Here is a 19,549-nt window from a genome sequence, read left to right as displayed (position 1 = left end):
AAAGTCGTAGTACCACTATCGTTGAACGATGCCGTACGCGCATAACTGCAACGATAGTATAAAAGTGATATTCCTACAGTGTACTTGCTGAGCAGGAATAGCTAGGGTCTGGGGAAGGTTTGTACCTTGCGAAGTTGCCTGAAAAGACAGCTTTTGCTTTGCTACTCTCATTCTCAGACCCTAGCTACTCCCGCCCAACTTATGGTCAAAAATCTGCTCTTCTGCGTATTCCTGCTGCTTACCAGTTCTTTAACAGCAATGGCACAAGCCAGCAAGCAGATTCGAATTGAAACGAAGAACACCACGCTGCTTTTGTCGGTAGGAGAGAAGGAGCGACTTTATCAGACGTATTTAGGCGACAAGTTAGCCCAAGCCGCCGACTACCAGCGGTTGCCAACCGGTAGCCACGAAGCCTACGTGCCGGCCGGCCTCAACGACTTGTTTGAGCCCGCCATCCGGATGGTGCACAACGACGGAAATCCTTCGCTCGAACTGCGCTACGTGCGTCATACAACCAGCCCTGCCACTGATGGTCAGATACATACGGCTATTACGCTGCAAGACTCGAAGTATCCGGTGGAAGTGATTATGCACTTCAGCGCTTATGCCAACGAAGACGTGATAAAGGCCTGGACGGAGATACGTCACCGCGAGAAGGCGCCGGTGGTGCTGAGCCGTTTTGCCTCGGCCATGCTGCACTTTGAGGCGCCGCACTACTGGCTCACGCAGTTCCACGGCGACTGGGCCGAGGAGATGCGTCCGCAGGAGGCAGAGCTGACTAGCGGCATTAAAGTAATTGATAGCAAGCTAGGTACGCGGGCCCACATGTATCAGGCGCCGCACTTTATGCTAGCCCTCGACAAGCAAGCTACCGAAACCGAAGGCGAGCTAATTCTGGGTACCCTAGCTTGGTCGGGCAATTTTCAGTTGTCGTTTGAGCTGGACGAGCACAACGCCCTGCGGGTGCTGTCGGGCATGAACCCGTACGCGTCGGAGTATCAATTGCCCCCGAACCAAGCCTTTGAAACGCCAGCTTTTATCTTCACTTACAGCCACCAGGGCAAAAACCTGGCGAGTCGCAACCTGCACCGCTGGGCTAGGCAGTACGGCGTGCTCGACGGCACCAAGTCGCGCCTGACGCTGCTCAACAACTGGGAAGCCACGTTTTTCGACTTCAACGAGCAGAAGCTCGACGCCCTCATCGGCGACGCCTCGAAGCTAGGTGTCGATTTGTTTTTGCTGGATGATGGCTGGTTTGGCAATAAATACCCGCGCAGCAACGACCACGCCGGCCTCGGCGATTGGCAGGAAACGAAGTCGAAGCTGCCCAATGGCCTAGGCCACTTGGTGCAAACGGCTACCCAAAACGGCGTGAAGTTCGGTATCTGGATTGAGCCCGAAATGGTGAACCCCAAGAGCGAACTGTACGAGCAGCACCCCGATTGGATCTTGAAGCTGCCCAACCGCGAGGAGCACTACTACCGCAACCAGCTGGTGCTCGACCTGACTAACCCCAAAGTGCAGGATTTTGTGTTCGGCGTGGTCGATGACTTGTTCACCAAAAATCCAACCCTAGGTTATATCAAGTGGGACAGCAACCGCATGATTACAAATGCCTTCTCACCGTATTTAAAAAACAAACAGTCGAACCTCTACATCGACTATGTGCACGGGCTGTACAAGGTGTTTGAGCGCATGCGCCAGAAGTATCCGCACGTGCCGGTGATGCTGTGCTCGGGTGGTGGTGGCCGCGTCGACTATGGCGCGCTGCCCTACTTCACCGAGTTCTGGGCTTCCGACAATACGGACGCGCTGGAGCGGGTGTTTATTCAGTGGAACTACTCCTATTTCTTCCCCTCCATTGCCGTATCGGCGCACGTCACTTCCTGGAATAAGCAGCAGTCGTTGAAGTTTCGCACCGATGTGGCCATGATGGGCAGGCTAGGCTATGACATTCGGGTAGAAGAGTTTACGCCGGAGGAATTGCAATTCAGCCAACAAGCCGTGAAGGAGTACAAGCGCCTGAGCGACGTTATCTGGCACGGCGATTTGTACCGGCTGGTGTCACCGCTCGAAACGAGTCGGGCCGTGGTGCAATACGTGAACGAGGGTCACAGCCAAGCCGTCGTATTTGCCTACACCTTGCATCCGCGCTTCGGCGAGGAGTACGGCCGGGTGCGTCTGCAAGGCCTGGACCCGAGCCGCCAGTACCGCGTGCAGGAAGTCAACCTCATGCCCGGCGCCAAGTCGAACATCCCCGAAAATGGCCAGGCCTACTCCGGCGACTTTCTGATGAAAGTGGGCGTGCTAGCTTCCACGGCTAGCGCCACGGCCTTAACCAGTCACGTGCTGGAGCTGACGGCGCAGTAAGCTAGGTAGCGCGGGCTTTGTCGTCCGCACCTAGAAACCTGCTCGTCTGCTCGACCAGGTATGCAATTCGGTCGAGCAGACAAACCAGTAGCGCTAAGCTCCGGCTTGGCGCACGAGCAACGCGAGTTCTGGTACCTAGATACTCGCGTTGCTCGTGCGCCAAGCTGAAGCTTAGCGCTACTGCCTAAGAGCCTAGCTTATAAATAAAGCCAACCCAAAGCCAAAACTATGGCGCAAATACTGGTGTGCAGCCAGAAAAGACGCGTGATGAGCAGCCGTTGCTTCCGCAGCTTTGCCGAGGGTAGCGCGTACGGGGCTTCAAAGAAAAGGCTAGGTTCCCACTCACCGCTCCACGTCTTCCACCAGGTTAGTAAAAGACGAAATAAGGAGGAGGGAGTTTGAGCAGTAGGAAGCGTAGTCGTTGGGTTCATAGCTAGGTAGTAGGAGAGGACGAATACTGAAAAACCTCAGGCTTCTCAGCGGCTGAAATTGTGTGGGACTGCTCTACGATCAAATGAAAATCGGGTGAGTTGAGCAGAAAGATGTTTTAACTGGCAGAACCGTTGTCTGAGTTGATCAACGTGTCAGCTGCTTGGGGGCGTTGCTGGTTTGCAAAGGCGCTTGACCGACTAGGTAGGAGCAGCGCCGAAAAGGCCTGCCTGCATCAAATAACTTGCACCCTTGCCTTCGCAAGGCTGTTTGTACCTAGGGAAAGGATAGATTAACTTGTACTTCTGACGCTTAAACCGACCTAGCTAGGCAGTTAAACCAAGTCCGTTTCCTATCTTCGGCCGGGCGTGCTTAGGTCCTTTTTAGGGGTCATGAGCCGCTAGCCAGTCGGGCTGCGCTTTTTTCGTCCTCGATACACCGTTCATATTTCCCGTTTTCCTGACTTTTATGGAAGCACAAACCCTGACCAGCCTGCGCGCTGGCGTCCTGCACGGCGATGAACTCGCGTCGCTTTTCCAATATGCTAAGGCCAATGCTTTCGCCATGCCGGCCGTTAACGTGACGGGCACCAACACTGTGAATGCCGTGCTGGAAACTGCCAAGGCGGTGAATTCGCCGGTGATGATTCAGTTCTCGAACGGTGGCGCCCAGTTCTACGCGGGCAAATCGATTCCGAACGGCGACCAGCGGGCCAGCATCGCCGGCGCCATCTCGGGTGCCAAGCACGTGCACGAAATGGCCGCGCTCTATGACGTGCCCGTGGTGCTGCACACCGACCACGCCGCTAAGAAGCTCCTCACTTGGATCGACGGTCTGCTCGACGCGGGCGAGAAGTACTACGCTCAGCACGGTCAGCCCCTCTACAGCTCCCACATGCTCGACTTGTCGGAGGAGCCCATTGAGGAGAACATCGAAATCTGCAAGCGCTACCTGGAGCGCATGGCTAAGCTTGGCATGACGCTCGAAATCGAGCTAGGCGTGACGGGCGGCGAGGAAGATGGCGTCGACAACTCCGACGTGGACAGCTCCAAGCTCTACACCCAGCCTTCGGAAGTGGCTTACGCTTACAAAGAGCTGAGCTCGGTAAGCCCTAACTTCACCATCGCGGCCGCATTCGGCAACGTGCACGGCGTGTACAAGCCCGGCAACGTGAAGCTACAGCCCGTCATCCTGAAGAACTCGCAGGACTACGTGCAAGAGCACTTCGGCACCGGTCCGCAGCCGGTGAACTTCGTGTTCCACGGTGGTTCGGGCTCTAGCCGCGAAGAAATCCGCGAGGCTATCAGCTACGGCGCTATCAAGATGAACCTCGACACCGACTTGCAGTGGGCACTGTGGGAAGGCATCAAGGATTACTACGTGAAAAACGAAGGCTTCCTGCAAGGTCAGATCGGTAACCCCACCGGCGCCGATTCGCCCAACAAGAAGTACTACGACCCCCGCGTATGGCTGCGCAAAGGCGAAGAAACCTTCGTAGCGCGCTTGAAGCAGGCCTTCGAAGACCTGAATGCTATCAACCGTCGCCCCTAGCAGAAGCTAGGCTAGGTTTACTTGTAAAGGAAAAGCCGGCTCCTTCCAGAAGGAGCCGGCTTTTCTTTTACAAAACACTTGGGATGGCTTTGTACTAGTCAATCAGCAGCCGCTTGTTGATCGTGCCTAGGCTGGTAGCTAGGCGCACATTGTACATGCCGGCAGCCAGCTTGGGCAAGCGCACTTCTGAAATAGGTTGTGCCGCTACGTTTTGCTCTGCTACCACTTGCCCTAAAGTGTTAAGCACTTGAAACTGCACGCTGCGGCGCGTCAGTTCGGTAGGCAGGCGCAGGTACACGGACGCGTGGGCCGGGTTAGGGTAGAGCAATACCTGTTCCGCTAGTTGCGGAGACGCGGTAGCTAGTACTTGATTATTCAGGCGGATAGCAACGGCCGCATTAGCGGCATTCGGGAAGGCAAAGTCCACGGTGCCGTTGTTATCTAGGTCGCCTAAGGCGATGTAGCCACCGCCACTCACGTTCTGCGTGCCGCTGAAGGTGCCGCTGCCATTGTTCAGGCGCACACTTACCGTGGAGTTAGCGGTGGTGGCCAGCAAATCGAGGTCACCGTCGCCGTCTACATCAGCCAATGCTACCGTGCTAGGTTGTCCATTCACGGCTACTTGTTGACCGTCGTAGAAAGTGCCGCCTTCATTAATTCGAATACTAACCGTTTGGCTGCCAATGGCTACTAGGTCTAGGTCGCCGTCGGCATCCACGTCGCCGAGGGTGATACCCGTGGCAGTGGAAAAGCCCGGTCCAGCGACACCTACAATTTGGCGGTAGCTGCCAAAGTTGCCATCACCATTGTTAGGGAGAACGTAAACTCGTCCGCCGGGGGGCTCACTCACCAGCAGATCGAGGTCGCCGTCGTTGTCCACGTCGCCCAGTACGGCACTATCGGCTACGTTACCAACCATAATGCGCTCAGCGACGAACGTGCCGTTACCATTGTTCCGGCACACGGCTATTGTGCCGCCGACGTTCGACGTTGCCACAAAGTCGAGGTCACTATCGCCATCAATGTCGCCTAAGAAGATGGCCTTGCCTGTGCCCGCCCCGAACTGGGGGCCTACCGTAACTTCTGAGCCAGCGCCGAAGGTACCGTTACCATTGTTCAGGCGTACGCTCACGGTGCTAGCCGTGTAGTTGATGGTATAGCCTACGTTGACGGTGAGCAAGTCCAGGTCGCCGTCGCCATCCACGTCGCCGAATACCACTTGGCGCGGCAAGATGCCTACGGCTACTTCTGAGCCACCAGTGAACGTGGCATTGCCATTATTCAGGCGGATGCTCACCGAACCCGTATTGTTATTATTGGACGTAGCTAGGTCGAGGTCGCCGTCGCCATCCACGTCGCCGAAGGCAACGGTGCCAGGGTTAGTGCCTACCGATACCAAACTGGCCGCCGTGAATAAGCCGGCGCTTGGGCTCGTGGCTGTGGTAAACTGAGAGACCTGGTTTCGTGTCAGACTTTGACCCGTGCTACTCTGTGCCGCCGTCGTGACGGTAGCAAAGACGGTTTCACCTGCCTTGAAGTTCGTGCTAGGCTTGAAGGCTAGGGTGTTGCCGCTTACTGTCGCCGTACCCGCTTTCTTGCCGCCGGCTTGTTGGCTGAACACGCGCAGCGCCTGCTGCGTGGCCGGGGTATTACTCGGGGTTTGGTTGAAAGTCACGGTTACATCCGTGTTGCGCGGGGCCGAACGGGCATTGCGAGCGGGTGCCAGCGGTGCTGCCGTGAAAGCAGCGGCTTGGTTGAGCCATACACGCACGCTATTGTTGTTGCGCATCAGCATGTCGAGGTCGCCGTCGCCATCTACATCATGGAGAAGGTATCCTGATGGCAGATAATCAAGCGTTAAATAACTGCTACCCGAAAATGTACCTGAGCCATTGTTCAGGCGAATAAACAACGCCTGGGTGTTATAAATTGAAGCGATTAAGTCGAGGTCGCCGTCGCCATCCACGTCGTGCAAAGCGAGGTTAGCGGGTGTATTGCCCAGTACAACATTTGGTGCGCGCGTGAAGGTACCGGTGCCATCGTTCACACCTATGTGTACGCCAGGGTCCCACCCAGCACCCGTGGTGAGCAGGTCGAGGTCTCCGTCGCCATCAATGTCGCCCACGACGGTATTGCCAGGGGTGCCGCCGGCTACTAGTACCTGCGTACCCGAAAAGCTGCCTTGGCCGTTATTCTTCCGAATGGCTATTTGGTCGTCTTGGTAATTAGCAGCCAGTAAGTCCAAATCTCCATCGTTGTCCACATCGGCGAGCAATGATCTATAAGGAGCAAAACCTAGCGCTATTGATGAGCCAGCGCTGAACGTAGCGTTGCCGTTGTTTAGTCTTGTAATAACGCTAGCGCTACCAGAGCTGTTGGAGATTGCCAGGTCGAGGTCGCCGTCGTTGTCTATGTCTCCTAGCGTTACCTCCCGTACGTAAGGGGAAATGTCAAATTCTTGCCCCGCAGAAAAGGTGCCTGCGTTATTAAGGCGTATGCTAATGAGGGAGACATTGGTAGAAGCATTCCAACCAGTAGATACGAGGTCTAAATCTCCGTCGGCGTCTAAGTCCCCAAGTTCCAGGTTGTAGGAGCTAGGGCTAACAACTACTTCCTGCGTGCCGCTGAAGATGCCAGCGCCATTGTTCAGGCGCACACTTACTAGGTTAGTTCCACTATTGATAGCGAGTAGATCTAGGTCGCCATCCCCATCTATGTCGCCTACTTTTTGAAGGGCATTAACTATAATGTTACCATTTCCTACGGTCACTTCCGAACCGCCGCTGAAGGTACCCGAACTCGGGCTGACGGCTGTAGTGAACTGAAAAACGTGGGGCGTGGCGACGGTGCCCGTGCTGCTTTGAGCGGCTGACGTAACGGTGGCATACACCGTTTCACCAGCCTTAAAGTCGGAGCTAGGGTCAAACGTGAGAGTGTTGCCGCTTACCGTAGCCGTACCCGCTTTCTTACCGCCGGCTTGCTGGCTGAACACCTTCAGCGCCTGTTGGGTGCTAGCGCTATTGTTCAAGGCTTGGCTGAAGGTGGCGGCCACGTTCGTTGCGCGCGGGGCCGAGCGGGCGTTGCGTACAGGAGCTAGGCCTGTTACCGTTGGGCCTTGGGCATGAGCAGCAGTCATAGCCAGCAGCAGCGCGCACGAGAGCGTACCGCCAAGTCGAGCTAGGCCCGGGCTGGGATAAATTATAGGAAATAAAGGCATGTAGAGATTGAAATAGGTAAGGAGATGGTTGTGTGACAGAACAGGACTTACAAGCGCACAAGCGGTTGTTCGACAGTAAAGTACGTATAAACCGGATAAAGGATAAATATTGTTACTAAAGTCATATTTACTTAACAAAGAGCATTTGGATGTCATGCCAAAGGAAGTTCTCGAACGTGAGAACAGAATCAACAGCACGAACGCAAAAAGCCGGTCCTGCGGGACCGGCTTTGTAAAAGAGTAGCTGTAAGACAAAGAGTTACTTGATTAGCAGACGCTTATTTACGACCCCTTGGTTGGTGCCAAGCTGCACATTGTAGACGCCAGTGACTAGCTGAGGCAATAGCACCTCTTGCGTGGCTTGCCCAGCTAGGTTCCGCTCTAATACCACTTGACCTAGGGTGTTGAGCACACGCACCTGTACGCTGTGGCGGGTCAGTTCGGCGGGTAAACGCAGCTGCACTGCCTCGCGGGCTGGATTTGGATAAAGGGCAACTTGCTCGGCCAATTGGGCAGGCACCGTTGCTAGCACTTGGCTATTGAGGCGCACGCTCGCCGAGTTACTGTTGCGGTTGGCCGTAGCTAGGTCGAGGGTACCATCGCCATCTAAGTCGCCGAGGGCGACGCCATAGGGCGAGCTTCCAACTGCGATGGTTGTGGTACCCGTGAAGGTGCCAGTTCCGTTGTTGAGGCGAAGGCTGATGACATTGGAGTCGTAATTGGAGGCCACCAAGTCGAGGTCACCATCGCCGTCCACGTCGCCTGCGGCAATGGAGTAGAAGGCCCCGCCCGCATTAACATCCTGGCTGCTGGTGAACATGCCGCTGCCATTGTTTAGGTGCACGCGCACGGCGGTGGTCGTACCCGTGAGCAAATCTAGCGCACCATCACCGTTCACGTCACCTAGTACGACACTGCCGGGGTTCTGAACTGCAACCGTGCCACTGGCGCTAAACATACCAAAGCCATCATTGCGTAAGATGCTTACTGCCTGTGCAATGGGCGTCGTGACGAGCATATCTAGGTCGCCGTCGCTGTCGATGTCGCCGAAGGCTAGGTCAGCCGTAGACGAGTTGAAGCTCAGGCGCTGCGAGTCGATGAAAACGCCTTTGCCGTCGTTGAGCTTCACGTTTACCGTGCCCACGGTGCCGTTGGCGGTGGCAAAATCTAGGTCACCGTCGCCATCAATATCGCCGAGCACAATCCGGCGCGGCGCATAGCTTACAAAGTAGGCCGCCGTGCCACTGAAAACGCCTTGTCCATTGTTAAATCGTACGCTCACGGTGCCATTGATATTGGGCGAGCCGGCCGTGGCAATTACCATGTCGAGGTCGCCGTCGCTGTCGAGGTCGCCCAGGGCCACTTGCTCCGGTAAGTTACCGGGACCAACAGCTACTTCCTGGCTGCTCGTGAACGTGCCCGGACCCGTATTGAGGCGCACACTAATGGTGTTACTGACGTTGTTGGCGCTGAGCAAATCGAGGCGGCCGTCGCCGTTTACGTCGCCGAGCGTGATGCCGGCCGGCGCCGCACCCACAGCAACATCAGGGGTGCTGCTGAACTGCCCACTGCTGCGCGCTACGGCTGTGGTAAATTGAAAGACTTCTGGCTTAATGGCGTTGCCTGCTGGGTCGAGCGCCAGTCCTGTGAGGCTCGCAACAACCGTCTCGCCGGGCTTGAAGGCCACCGAAGGGGTGAAGGTGAGCGTGTTGCCGTTCACAACGGTTGCACCGGCTTTCTGCCCACCCGACTGCGCACTGAAGACCTTCAGCGCACTTTGCGTAGGCAAATCAGTACTCAAAGCGCGGTTAAGCTTGAGCTGTACTGGGGTGGTGCGGGCTGCTGCCAAGGTATTGCGTACAGGCAGTAGCGTGGTGCTCACAAAAGCTGGTAAGGGGTTCTGGTTGAGGCGCACACTCACGGCATTGTTGCTGTTGGAGGTGAGCAAGTCGAGGTCGCCGTCGCCGTCTACATCGCCGAGCACTAGGTCTAAGGGGCTGTTGAAGTAGCCAATGGGTTGAATCAGGGGGACATCTTGGGTGCCGCTGAAGGCGCCGCTGCCATTGTTCAACCGTACGCTCACGCCGTTGCTGCCCTGGAAACCCGTCGCATCGGCGAATGCTTGATGCGTAGCCAGCAGATCTAGGTCGCCGTCGCCGTCCACGTCGCCGAGCACAACAGTTTCCGCATTAGACCCGACGGCCACCGACTGCGTGCCGCCAAACGTGCCAGCGCCGTTGTTCAAGCGCACACTCACGGTACTGTTGGGTGTACTGTTGATGGCGAGCAGATCTAGGTCGCCGTCGCCATCCACGTCGCCCACGGCTAAGTCCCGTGCGGTTGGGCCCACGGCGACCTCCTGCGTGCCGTTGAAGGAACCGGTGCCTGTATTCAACCGCACACTCACGGTGGAGTTGTCGTCGTAGTTGAGGGCAAGTAAGTCGAGGTCACCATCGGTGTCCAGGTCGGCCAGCGCTAGGCTAGAAGGCTGATTGCCAACCGCAACCTCGGTGCTACCGCTGAAGGTGCCCGTGCCATTGTTCAGCCGGATAGAAACGACATTGTCCCCCGTGGCCGCAACAGCTAGGTCAAGGTCGCCGTCGCCGTCGAGGTCACCTAGCGTCAGCGCTTGCGGTACGGTCCCGATGCCTATCTCCTGGCCTCCACCGAACGTACCCGCGCCGTTATTAAGACGCACGCTCACGGTATTAGCCGAGAGGCTGGTGGTGAGCAGGTCCAGGTCGCCGTCGCCGTCTACGTCGCCCAAAACAATAGCTAGGGGTGAACTGCCCACGGCCACATCTTGGGTACCGCTGAAGGAGGCCGCGCCGTTGTTCAGGCGCACGCTCACGCTGCTGTTGCTGGTGTTCGTGGTCACAAAGTCGAGGTCGCCGTCGCCATCGACGTCGCCCACGGCTAGCCGCGAATGGTTGAGAGTAGGCAGCCGCACTTCCGAGCCGCCGTTGAAGGTGCCTGGTGCTGGCGTCGTGGCGGTGGTGAACTGAAAAACGTGGGGCGTCGCTGTCGTGCCGCTAGTGCTTTGGGCATTGGCCATGAGGGTCGCCAGCACCGTTTCACCCGGGTTGAAATCGGTAGTAGGATCGAAGGTGAGTGTGTTGCCGCTGATGCTAGCCGTGCCCGTTTTCTTGCCATCAGCCTGCTGGCTGAAGACTTTCAAGGTTTGCTGAGTAGAACTGCCCGTAGTAAGCGCTTGGCTGAAGCTAGCCGCTACATTCGTGGTGCGCGCCGCCGAACGTGCGTTGCGCGCCGGCGAAAGGCTGGTTATAGTAAGCGCTTGAGCATGAGCACCACCAGCTAGCAATAGCAAAGCACCTGTGCCTAGCTTATGCAGAAGGCTAATTTCCACTTGTGGGAGTGACAAGCGAGCAGCAATAGTAGAGAATAGCGTCATACGAGAGGGGAAGCAGAGGGCATGAGCAATACCAAACCGCCGATTCATACGCGGAAAAGCAGGTAGACAGTAAACTTACAATGGATCTGATTGTAAACAGTAAATCTTTGTTTAATACCACAAACATTATATAAGCTAACTACTAAAAAGCGTTACATTATTGCCTTGCCCTAGCTCTGCTAAAAGCACACATTCAGTGGTTATGCTGATTTTCGAAAGTGACATAAATATCAGAGCCAACCCCGAAGGGTTGGCTCTGATTAGAAGTAGAAGCAGGAAAGCAAGAGCAGCTCAGCTATTCAATCAGAAGGCGCTTAGTGATAAGTCCTTCGTTGGTAACTAGCTGTACACTGTACATACCAGTTGGTAAGTTCGCCAGTTGTACTTCCCTCGGTGACCTAGGTGCTAGCTTCTGCGTGAGCACCACCTGACCTAGGTTGTTGAGCACACTGACTTGGATAGGGTACTGCGTCAGCTCCGCGGGCAGGCTCAAGTGCACCGACTCATGGGCTGGGTTGGGATAGAGGCTTACTTGTTCGGCCAGATGGGCGGAGGCGGTAGCCAGGGCTTTCACCTGAGCCGTCGCGGCGGCATTCAGCCGTACGCTGGCGGTGTTGCCGGCGCTATTAGCCGTGAGTAGGTCGAGGGTGCCGTTCCCGTCCACATCGGCCAAGGCTAGGCTGAAGGTGCCCGCCCCAACGCTCACTTCCTGCGAGCCGCTGAAGGTGCCCGTGCCAGTGTTCAGGCGCACGCTCACGGTGTTGCTGCCGGTGTTAGCGGTAGCTAGGTCCAGGTCGCCGTCGCCATCTACGTCGCTGAGCACCACCCCGTGCGGCGTAGCGCCGACGGCGAGCTGCTGAGTACCCGAGAAACTGCCTAGGCCATTGTTCAGGCGCACGTTCACCGTGTTGAGGGCCTGGTTGGCTACCACCAGATCTAGGTCGCCGTCCTGATCGATGTCGCCCAAGACGATGGATTCGGGGTTGAACTCTACAGGCACCTCGGTGCTGCCGGAGAAGGAACCGGTGCCATCATTTAAGCGCACACTAGCCGTGAGCGTGTTGGAGTTAGCCGTCACAAAGTCCAGGTCGCCGTCATTGTCCACATCACCTAGGGCGATGCTCAAGGGGCGCGTGCCGATACTCACTTCCTGGGTGCCGGAGAAGGACCCTAGGCCATCATTCAGGCGCACGCTCACGGTGCTGCTCGTCGTGCTGTTGCCGGCCGTGTAGTTAGGGGCGAGCAGGTCGAGGTCGCCGTCGCCATCAATGTCGCCCAGAGCTACGGCGTGGGGCGTGTACCCCACGGGGACGTCTTGGCCGCCGGAGAAAGTGCCCGAGCCATTGTTGAGGCGCACGCTCACGGTGCTGGGGAAGATGGAGCGGCTGTTGGCGGTCACGAAGTCCAGGTCGCCGTCGCCGTCTACGTCGCTGAGCACGACTTGCGTGGGGCCGCGCCCGGTGCTGACTTCCTGGGTGCCGCTAAAGCTGCCCAAACCATTGTTGAGGCGCACGCTCACGGTGCTGCTGCTGATGTTGGCCGTGAGCAGGTCGAGGTCGCCGTCGCCATCCACGTCTCCACTAGCCACGCCGTACGGGTTTTCGCCAACCAGTGGGTCGGAGCCACTGCCGAAGGCACCGCTGCTGGCGCTGGCGGCGGCGGTAAACTGGAACACTTGCGGCTTGGCTAAGCTAGCGCCGCTGCTGCTTTGCGCAGCCGTAGTGAGGGTGGCAGACACTGTCTCGCCGGGCTTGAAGTCCGTGCTCGGATCGAAGCTGAGCGTGTTGCCGCTCACCGTGGTGGTGCCGGTTTTCTTACCGCCCGCTTGTTGGCTAAACACCTTCAAAGCGCCTTGCGTGGCAGCGCCAGTGCTCAGGGCTTGGTTGAAAGTGACGGCTACATTCGTCGGGCGCGGCGCGGCCACGGCGTTGCGGGTTGGGGAGAGGGCCGTAACCGCCAGAGCGGCGGTGTTCTGGTTCAGGTAGACGCTCACACCTGTAGTGGTAGATCCGAGCAAATCTAGGTCGCCGTCACTGTCGATATCCGCAAGCTCAAGTGAAGACGTGGGAACCGCAAACGAAACAGTGCCGCTGCCACCAAAGGTGCCGTCGCCGTTATTGAGACGAATGTAGACGCCCCGAACGGTACTGCTCTCGATCAGCAGATCCAGGTCGCCGTCGCCATCTACGTCACCGGTTGCCAGCGCTATGATGAAGGCATTGCCGCCGTCGACGATGGAGCTGGGGCTGAAATTGCCCGCGCCATCGTTCCGCAAAATCTCTACTGGGCCGGCGCTGGCGTGCAGCAGATCTAGGTCGCCATCCTTATCAACGTCTTCTAAAGCAGCTTTATACACTTCTAAGTATAAGCTGGTGATGCCCATTGCGCCGAGACTAAACGTAGCATCGCCGTTGTTGAGTGCAATGCCGCTACCGGCGCGCTCAATGCCAAACACCACGTCGATGTCGCCATCGTTATCGATATCGCCGGCCGTGTAGCCAGTGATGCGGCGCACGGTGGTGTTGAATGTGGTCGTGCTGTTGAAGGTGCCGGTGCCATCATTCAGGCGCACGAAGATGCCGTTGCCCCCGGTGGAGAGCAGATCCAGGTCGCCATCGCCGTCCATGTCGTAGAGGCTAGGATCGGCGAAGCTCGGCGCTCCGAAGTCGCTGCCGGCACTAAACGTACCCGCACCGTTATTCAAATAGGGAGTGCTCCCGGCCACAAAATCCAGGTCGCCGTCGCTATCTAGGTCGCCGAACACGATAGTGGCGAAGGCGTCACTTATGGGGATCTGCTGGGGGGCGCTAAACGTGCCGTCGCCATTGTTCCGGCGCACGGATAGCCCACCAATCCCGTCACTACTGCCAGGCTTAAGTAGATCTAGGTCGCCATCATTATCGATGTCGATGACAGTCAAACGGAAATCGGTGGAGCCCAGGGGTATGTCGCCGCTACTTCCGAATGTACCTGCGCTGGGACTGGTGGCCGTGGTGAACCGAAACACCTGGGGTTTGGCTAAGCTAGCGCCACTGCTACTCTGCGCCGCCGCCGTGATAGTGGCAAATACCTTTTCGCCCGGCTTAAAATCAGTGCTAGGGTCAAATGTGAGCGTGTTGCCGATCACGGTAGCAATACCCGCTTTTTTGCCGCCCGCTTGTTGGCTAAATATCTTCAAAGCACCTAGGGTCGCGGCATTGTTGCTGAGCGGCTGATCGAACGTAACGGCCACATTCGACGGGCGTGGGGCAGCCACAGCATTGCGGGGCGGCGAAAGCGCCGTAACCACCAGCGAAGAGGGCAGCGGCTGGTTCAGCCACACGCTCACCGGGCCCGCAAACGTGTAGACATCTAGGTCGCCATCTTGGTCTAGGTCTGCTAAGGCGCTGTACCTAGGTAGCTTACCCGCCGTGGGGCTCTGCGCGTACTGGCCCTGGCCGTTGTTGAGCAGCACCAGCAGCGAGTCGTTGCCGCTCTGCGACGAAAGCAGATCTTGGTCCCCATCGCCATCGACGTCGCCGGCGGCCACCACGGTTGGGGCCGTAATCCCGGCCGTCTTGTTGAAGGTGCCACCTTCGTTCAGCAGCACATTCTTGCCTTCGTAGCTGGTTTGCAAGTCCAAATCGCCGTCGCCATCGAAATCTAGGAGTCCAGCGCCACTAGCCCCCGTGATTTGCTGGCCGTAGCTAAACACCCCCGCTCCATCGTTCAGAAACACCTGCACAAGGGGCGAGTTGGTAAAGAAAGCGAAGTTGGAGGTGATGATGTCCACGTCGCCGTCATTGTCGATATCGCCCAGGGCAAAGGAGTTGTTCACCCCACTGCCCACGGCCGCATCTCGGGTGAAAGTAGCGTTGCCCGCATTCAGGAACAAGTGCACCGAGCCGATGCGACCCGCAGGACTGTTGGCCGTCACGATGTCTAGGTCACCGTCGGCGTTGAGGTCGGCGAGGGCAATGGTATTGAGGTTGTTGGCGAGGCCCCCGGCCGTGTTGCCAAGGACTTGCCCCGCCGTGAACGCGCCGCTGCCATTGTTGAGGAACACCGCGATGGTGCTAAAGGCGCCGGAGTTCACCACCGCAAAGTCCGCGTCGCCGTCGCCGTCGAGGTCGCCGATGGCAAACTGGGTGGGCGTGCCAGTGCTGACCGCCAAGGACACAAGCTGACCGCTGCTGAAGGTGGCGCTGCCATTATTGAGACTCACTTGCACGGCACTGCCGGTTAGCGTGAGTAGATCTAGGTCGCCGTCCCCGTCGACATCAGCCGTCTGGGTGGCGCCACTGACCTCCGGCAGCTCGGCGCCCTTACGGAACGTGCCGCTGCTGGGGGCCGTAGCCGTGGTAAACTGGTAGGTCTGCGGCTTGGCCAGTGCTTGTCCGCTGCTGCTCTGCACCGCGCTGGTGACCGTAGCAACGACTTTTTCGCCGGCCAAGAAGTCGGTAATGGGGTCAAACGTGAGCGTGTTGCCGCTCACGGTAGTTGTGCCCACTTTGCGGCGCCCACTCGTCTGGCTGAGTACCTGTAAGGCTTGTTGCGTAGCAGAGGTGTTGCTCAGCGGCTGGTCGAAGCTAGCTGTTACAGTGGTGGTGCGAGAAGCCGCGAAAGCATTGCGCGCCGGCGCCAAAGACGTGATAGTAGGGGCTTGGGCATGGACCATTTCGGCCTGTCCTAGGAGCAGCATCAGCCCGGCGCCCAGCAAATGTGGGAATCGGGCCGTAAGCCTCCTAGCCGCTAAGTGCGGTAGAGGAATAGAAGATAATAACATAAACAGAACAGGAATAAGGGTGGAAAGGAAGTAGACAATGCCTCTCTTCAACTGCACACCTCATCCCGTTTGAGGCACTGGCAAACATAGGATTATTTGAAATAAAATGCTATATATTAGCATTTTATAGTTATGTAATAATTGAAAAGTATAATTTTTGATTTCTACTTCGTGGCGGCTGACGTCACTGGCAAGCGTGGGCCGGGGGCTGAGAAAACCTAGCCTTGGACTAGGGGCGAGGCACAAGGCTATGACGAGGCGAACAAGTGACGTTGGTTCCCGTTGAAAACCAAACAAAAAGAGCCGACTAATGCAGTCGGCTCTTTTTCGTGGAAGCTAGCTTTGTGCTCAGAAACTAGTGCACCAGCAAGCGCTTCACCACCAGGCCCTGGCTGGTGTTGAGTCGCACATTATATACGCCGGCTGGGAGCTGCGGAAGTGCCACTTCGGTAGCAGGCTGGGCGGGTAGCGTTTGATCCACTACTACTTGCCCCAGCGTGTTCAGCACCTGAAGCTGGAGCGGCTGCCGGGCTAGGGCGGCAGGTAGGCGCAGCTGCACGGCCGAGTGCGCCGGATTCGGGTACAAGCTGATCTGCTCGGCGAGGTGAGCCGGCAGGGTCGCCGTCGGAATGGAGTGGTTGTTCAAGTACACACTCGCGATGCCGCTGGTAGTGGCGCTGTTGTAGCTGACCGTGACAAAATCGAGGGTGCCGTCGCCATCGAGGTCGGCGGTGGAGAGGGTGCGGGGGCTTGCATTCAGCGAGAAGTTGAGCGCACCACTGAAGCTGCCTGTGCCGTTGTTCAGGCGAACGCCAGCTTGCGTGATACTCACCACAAACAGGTCCAGGTCGCCGTCGCCATCCACGTCGCCGAGGGTAGAAGGGGTGAAGCCAGCACCTAGGTCCACGGCGACCCCAGGGCCAAAGGTGCCCCGACCATTGTTGAGCAATACGGTGGGCGTGGTGTCGAAAGTGCCGACCAAGTCGAGGTCACCGTCGCCATCCACGTCGCCCACGGCTGGGTTGCTAATGGACAGCTGCTGACCGCCCGGGTCGAAAGTACCAAAGCCATTATTCAGGTGCAGCCTGGTGGTAATAGGGTTGGCGGAAGTATTGGAGATGATCAGGTCGAGGGCGCCGTCGTTGTTCATGTCCTTCAACAGCGAGAAGGTGGGCGGGTTGTTGTCGCTGCTGCCCACGGTAAGCTGCTGCGTTTGGGTGAAGGTGCCGTTGCCGTTGTTCAGGCGCACCAACGCCGTGCGGATCGTGTACGTGATAGGGCCTGGTATCGTAACTGCCGCTAGGCTTGAACCAACTAAGTCAAGGTCGCCGTCAGCATCTAGGTCGCCGAGAGCAATGTTGCCGGTGTCGCCTTGCGGAGTGCTCGCAAATACGCCATTGTTGTTGAGGAACACGCCGGCGCTAGTCACGAGGTCGAGGTCGCCGTCATTGTCCACGTCGCCGAGCAGCGTGTTGGTTTGGCTCAGGTACGAGGTTTCCGAGAAGGTCACCGTTTGCCCGTTGGTGAAGGTACCGTTGCCCGCGTTCAGCCGCACGCGAATGGTCACTGTGCCACTGAGGTTATCAACGGTTAGGAGGTCTAGGTCGCCGTCGTTGTCCACGTCGCCCTGCGTCGCGCCGTAGGGGTTTACTAGCGCCACGCTCGGCGCGCTGGTAAACAAGACCGAGCTGCGCGCCGTGGTCGTGGTAAACTGAAACACTTGCCCGGCACCTAGGCGCTCGTCGTTGCGACCTTCCACGGACCGGGCCAACGTCGCCGACACCGTTTCGCCCGCTTTGAAGTCGGTGGTAGGATTGAATACGAGAAAGCTGTTGCTGATCAGCGGCGTACCTGCCTTCAAGCCGCCCGCTTGCTGGCTAAATATCTTCAGCGCACCTAGGCCCGCGGCGTTGTTGCGAATCAGCTTCGAGAACGTGACGCCCACATCGGTGCTTCGGTCAGCTGCCCGCGCATTTCGAGCGGGAATAAAGCTTGTCGCGGCTAGGTCGGGCGGCGTCACGGTGAAGGCTAGGCTAGTGCTACCCACCGACGTTCTGACGGTGAGGGGGCCAGTAGTAGCGTACGTTGGTACCACGAACGTAATCTGCGCATCGGAGTTGATGACGAAACCTGGCACCGACACGCCATTTAGCGTCAGTTCGATAGTTTGGCGCAAGTCCTTGCCCCGGATGACGACTGTGGTGCCAGCTGGCGCGGTGGCCGGGGTCACGCTGGTGAGCGTTGGCGTATTCTGGTTGAAATAAACGGTGCTGGTCAGAAAGTCCAGGTCGCCGTCGCCGTCCACGTCGCCCAGCACGGTGTTCGCAATGCCTGGGTTGTAGGGTTTGGCACTAACGGTTGTGAGGGTGCCGTTGCCGTTGTTGAGGTTTATACTGACAGTCGGTGGGTCGAAGCGAAAACCGATGTAGGTGGTCAGCAGGTCGAGGTCGTTGTCGCCGTCGAGGTCGCCGAGGCTTATGCGGCCTGGGTTGGAAAGACTCGCAATCGTCTGGCCGCTGGCGAAGGTGCCCAGGCCGTTGTTGCGGTACAAAATCACCCGTCCTTGCGCAATAGGGCCGGGTATTCCCGTCGTAACGTTGAGGTGGGCGGCTACCATATCTAGGTCGCCGTCGCCGTCCATGTCTTCCAGCAGCAACTGAAAAATAGCGGGCTCGAGGGGAGCCGTGGGGCCCGTGCCAAACGCGCCGGTGCCATCGTTGAGGCGCACCTGCACCACGCTCGCCACGGAGCTGTTATAGAGCGCCAACACCAAGTCGAGGTCACCGTCGCCGTCGACGTCGCCAAGGGCCGTGCGGGCGAGGCTGCTGGTGCTAATTTCCTGATTGCCACTAAAAACGCCGCTGCCGTTGTTGAGACGCACACTCACCGAGCTGCTCCCGGTGCTATTCGTTGCGTTGCTGGTCGTCAGTAGGTCCAGGTCGCCGTCGCCGTCGAGGTCACCGAGTACCACGCTGCCTGGGTAGCTCCCCACCGATACCTCCTGGCTACCGCTAAAGGTGCCGCTGCCATTGTTGAGGCGCACGCTCACGGTGCCCGCCGCGTTGTTATTCACCGTCAGCAAATCTAGGTCGCCATCGGCATCTACGTCGCCGAGCGCTAGGGCGTAGGCGGCCGGGGTTGGCAAGGGTTGGTTGTCCCCGAAGGTACCTAGGCCATCTGTGTTTAGGCGCACGCCCGAACCACCGACCACGTCGAGGTCGCCGTCGCCATCCACGTCGCCCAGCACCGGGGAGATATTGCTACCCAATAGGTTGACTTGCTGGTTGAAAAAAGTAGCGCTGCTCGGTGCGGTAGCCGTCGTGAACTGGAATACGTGTCCCGAAGCTAGGTTCTGGCCGCTGCTGCTTTGCACGGCCGCCGTGATGGTAGCCGTTACTTTCTCCCCAGCTTTAAAATCGGTGCTCGGATCGAAGGTGAGGGTGTTGCCGCTCAGCGCCGCCGTACCGGCTTTCTTGCCGCCGGCTTGTTGGCTGAACACGCGTAGCGCCTGCTGCGTGCTGGCTGTGTTGCTAAGCGGCTGGTTGAAGGTGGCCGTCACAGACGCAGTACGTGGGGCTGCTAGCGCATTGCGAGTAGGAGCTAGGCTCGTGACGACGGGCGCTTGGGCCTGGGCTGAGCCACCTAGCATCAGCAGGAGCAGGCTTGCAAGTGCCCCATCGATTAATCGGGCTGGGGCGCTTGCCCACGCTGAGCGGGGCGAGAAAGTAAACTTCGAACTCATATGAGAATGGATTGAGGACTAGAGTAATAGGGGGCGGTTGTAGATAAACATGAAAGTGACCAA

6 protein-coding genes are annotated in these 19,549 nt (G+C 57.9%); 2 read left to right on the top strand and 4 right to left on the bottom strand.

Annotated features, from left to right (window positions below; genetic code table 11):
* Positions 1-201: 201 nt before the first annotated feature.
* Together SD425_RS18345 and fbaA are read left to right on the top strand one after the other, a co-directional pair.
* Positions 202-2,370 carry an alpha-galactosidase gene (locus tag SD425_RS18345; RefSeq protein ID WP_324671441.1) on the top strand — a complete coding sequence of 723 codons (2,169 nt, stop codon included), beginning with the start codon at positions 202-204 and terminating at the stop codon, positions 2,368-2,370.
* Positions 2,371-3,267: 897 nt separating this feature from the next.
* A complete protein-coding gene (fbaA, locus tag SD425_RS18340) occupies positions 3,268-4,350 on the top strand; it encodes a class II fructose-bisphosphate aldolase (RefSeq protein ID WP_324671439.1) in 1,083 nt (360 codons plus the stop codon).
* A gap of 94 nt (positions 4,351-4,444) precedes the next feature.
* Here fbaA and SD425_RS18335 read toward each other — a convergent pair whose 3' ends face one another.
* From SD425_RS18335 to SD425_RS18320, 4 genes are all read right to left on the bottom strand, one after another.
* Positions 4,445-7,567, bottom strand: a complete 3,123-nt coding sequence (locus SD425_RS18335) for an FG-GAP-like repeat-containing protein (protein WP_324671438.1) — start codon at positions 7,565-7,567, stop codon at positions 4,445-4,447.
* Positions 7,568-7,826: 259 nt separating this feature from the next.
* Complete coding sequence (locus SD425_RS18330) at positions 7,827-10,979, bottom strand: FG-GAP-like repeat-containing protein (RefSeq protein WP_324671437.1); 3,153 nt, start codon at positions 10,977-10,979, stop codon at positions 7,827-7,829.
* Positions 10,980-11,274: 295 nt separating this feature from the next.
* Positions 11,275-15,744: an FG-GAP-like repeat-containing protein gene (locus tag SD425_RS18325; RefSeq protein WP_324671436.1), complete on the bottom strand. Its 4,470-nt coding sequence runs from the start codon at positions 15,742-15,744 to the stop codon at positions 11,275-11,277.
* A 355-nt stretch (positions 15,745-16,099) separates the two neighbouring features.
* Entirely contained in the window at positions 16,100-19,486 is a 3,387-nt protein-coding gene (locus tag SD425_RS18320) for an FG-GAP-like repeat-containing protein (RefSeq protein WP_324671435.1), read from the bottom strand.
* Positions 19,487-19,549 lie beyond the last annotated feature (63 nt).

The organism is Hymenobacter sp. GOD-10R (genome assembly GCF_035609205.1).
GTDB lineage: Bacteria > Bacteroidota > Bacteroidia > Cytophagales > Hymenobacteraceae > Hymenobacter.
This window is presented reverse-complemented; position numbering and strand designations above follow the sequence as displayed.

Excerpts from the sequence above, each read along its gene's own strand:
- SD425_RS18345 (WP_324671441.1), top strand. The coding sequence starts at position 202 with ATGGTCAAAAATCTGCTCTTCTGCGTATTCCTGCTGCTTACCAGTTCT.
- fbaA (WP_324671439.1), top strand. The coding sequence starts at position 3,268 with ATGGAAGCACAAACCCTGACCAGCCTGCGCGCTGGCGTCCTGCACGGC.
- SD425_RS18335 (WP_324671438.1), bottom strand. The coding sequence starts at position 7,567 with ATGCCTTTATTTCCTATAATTTATCCCAGCCCGGGCCTAGCTCGACTT.
- SD425_RS18330 (WP_324671437.1), bottom strand. The coding sequence starts at position 10,979 with ATGACGCTATTCTCTACTATTGCTGCTCGCTTGTCACTCCCACAAGTG.
- SD425_RS18325 (WP_324671436.1), bottom strand. The coding sequence starts at position 15,744 with ATGTTATTATCTTCTATTCCTCTACCGCACTTAGCGGCTAGGAGGCTT.
- SD425_RS18320 (WP_324671435.1), bottom strand. The coding sequence starts at position 19,486 with ATGAGTTCGAAGTTTACTTTCTCGCCCCGCTCAGCGTGGGCAAGCGCC.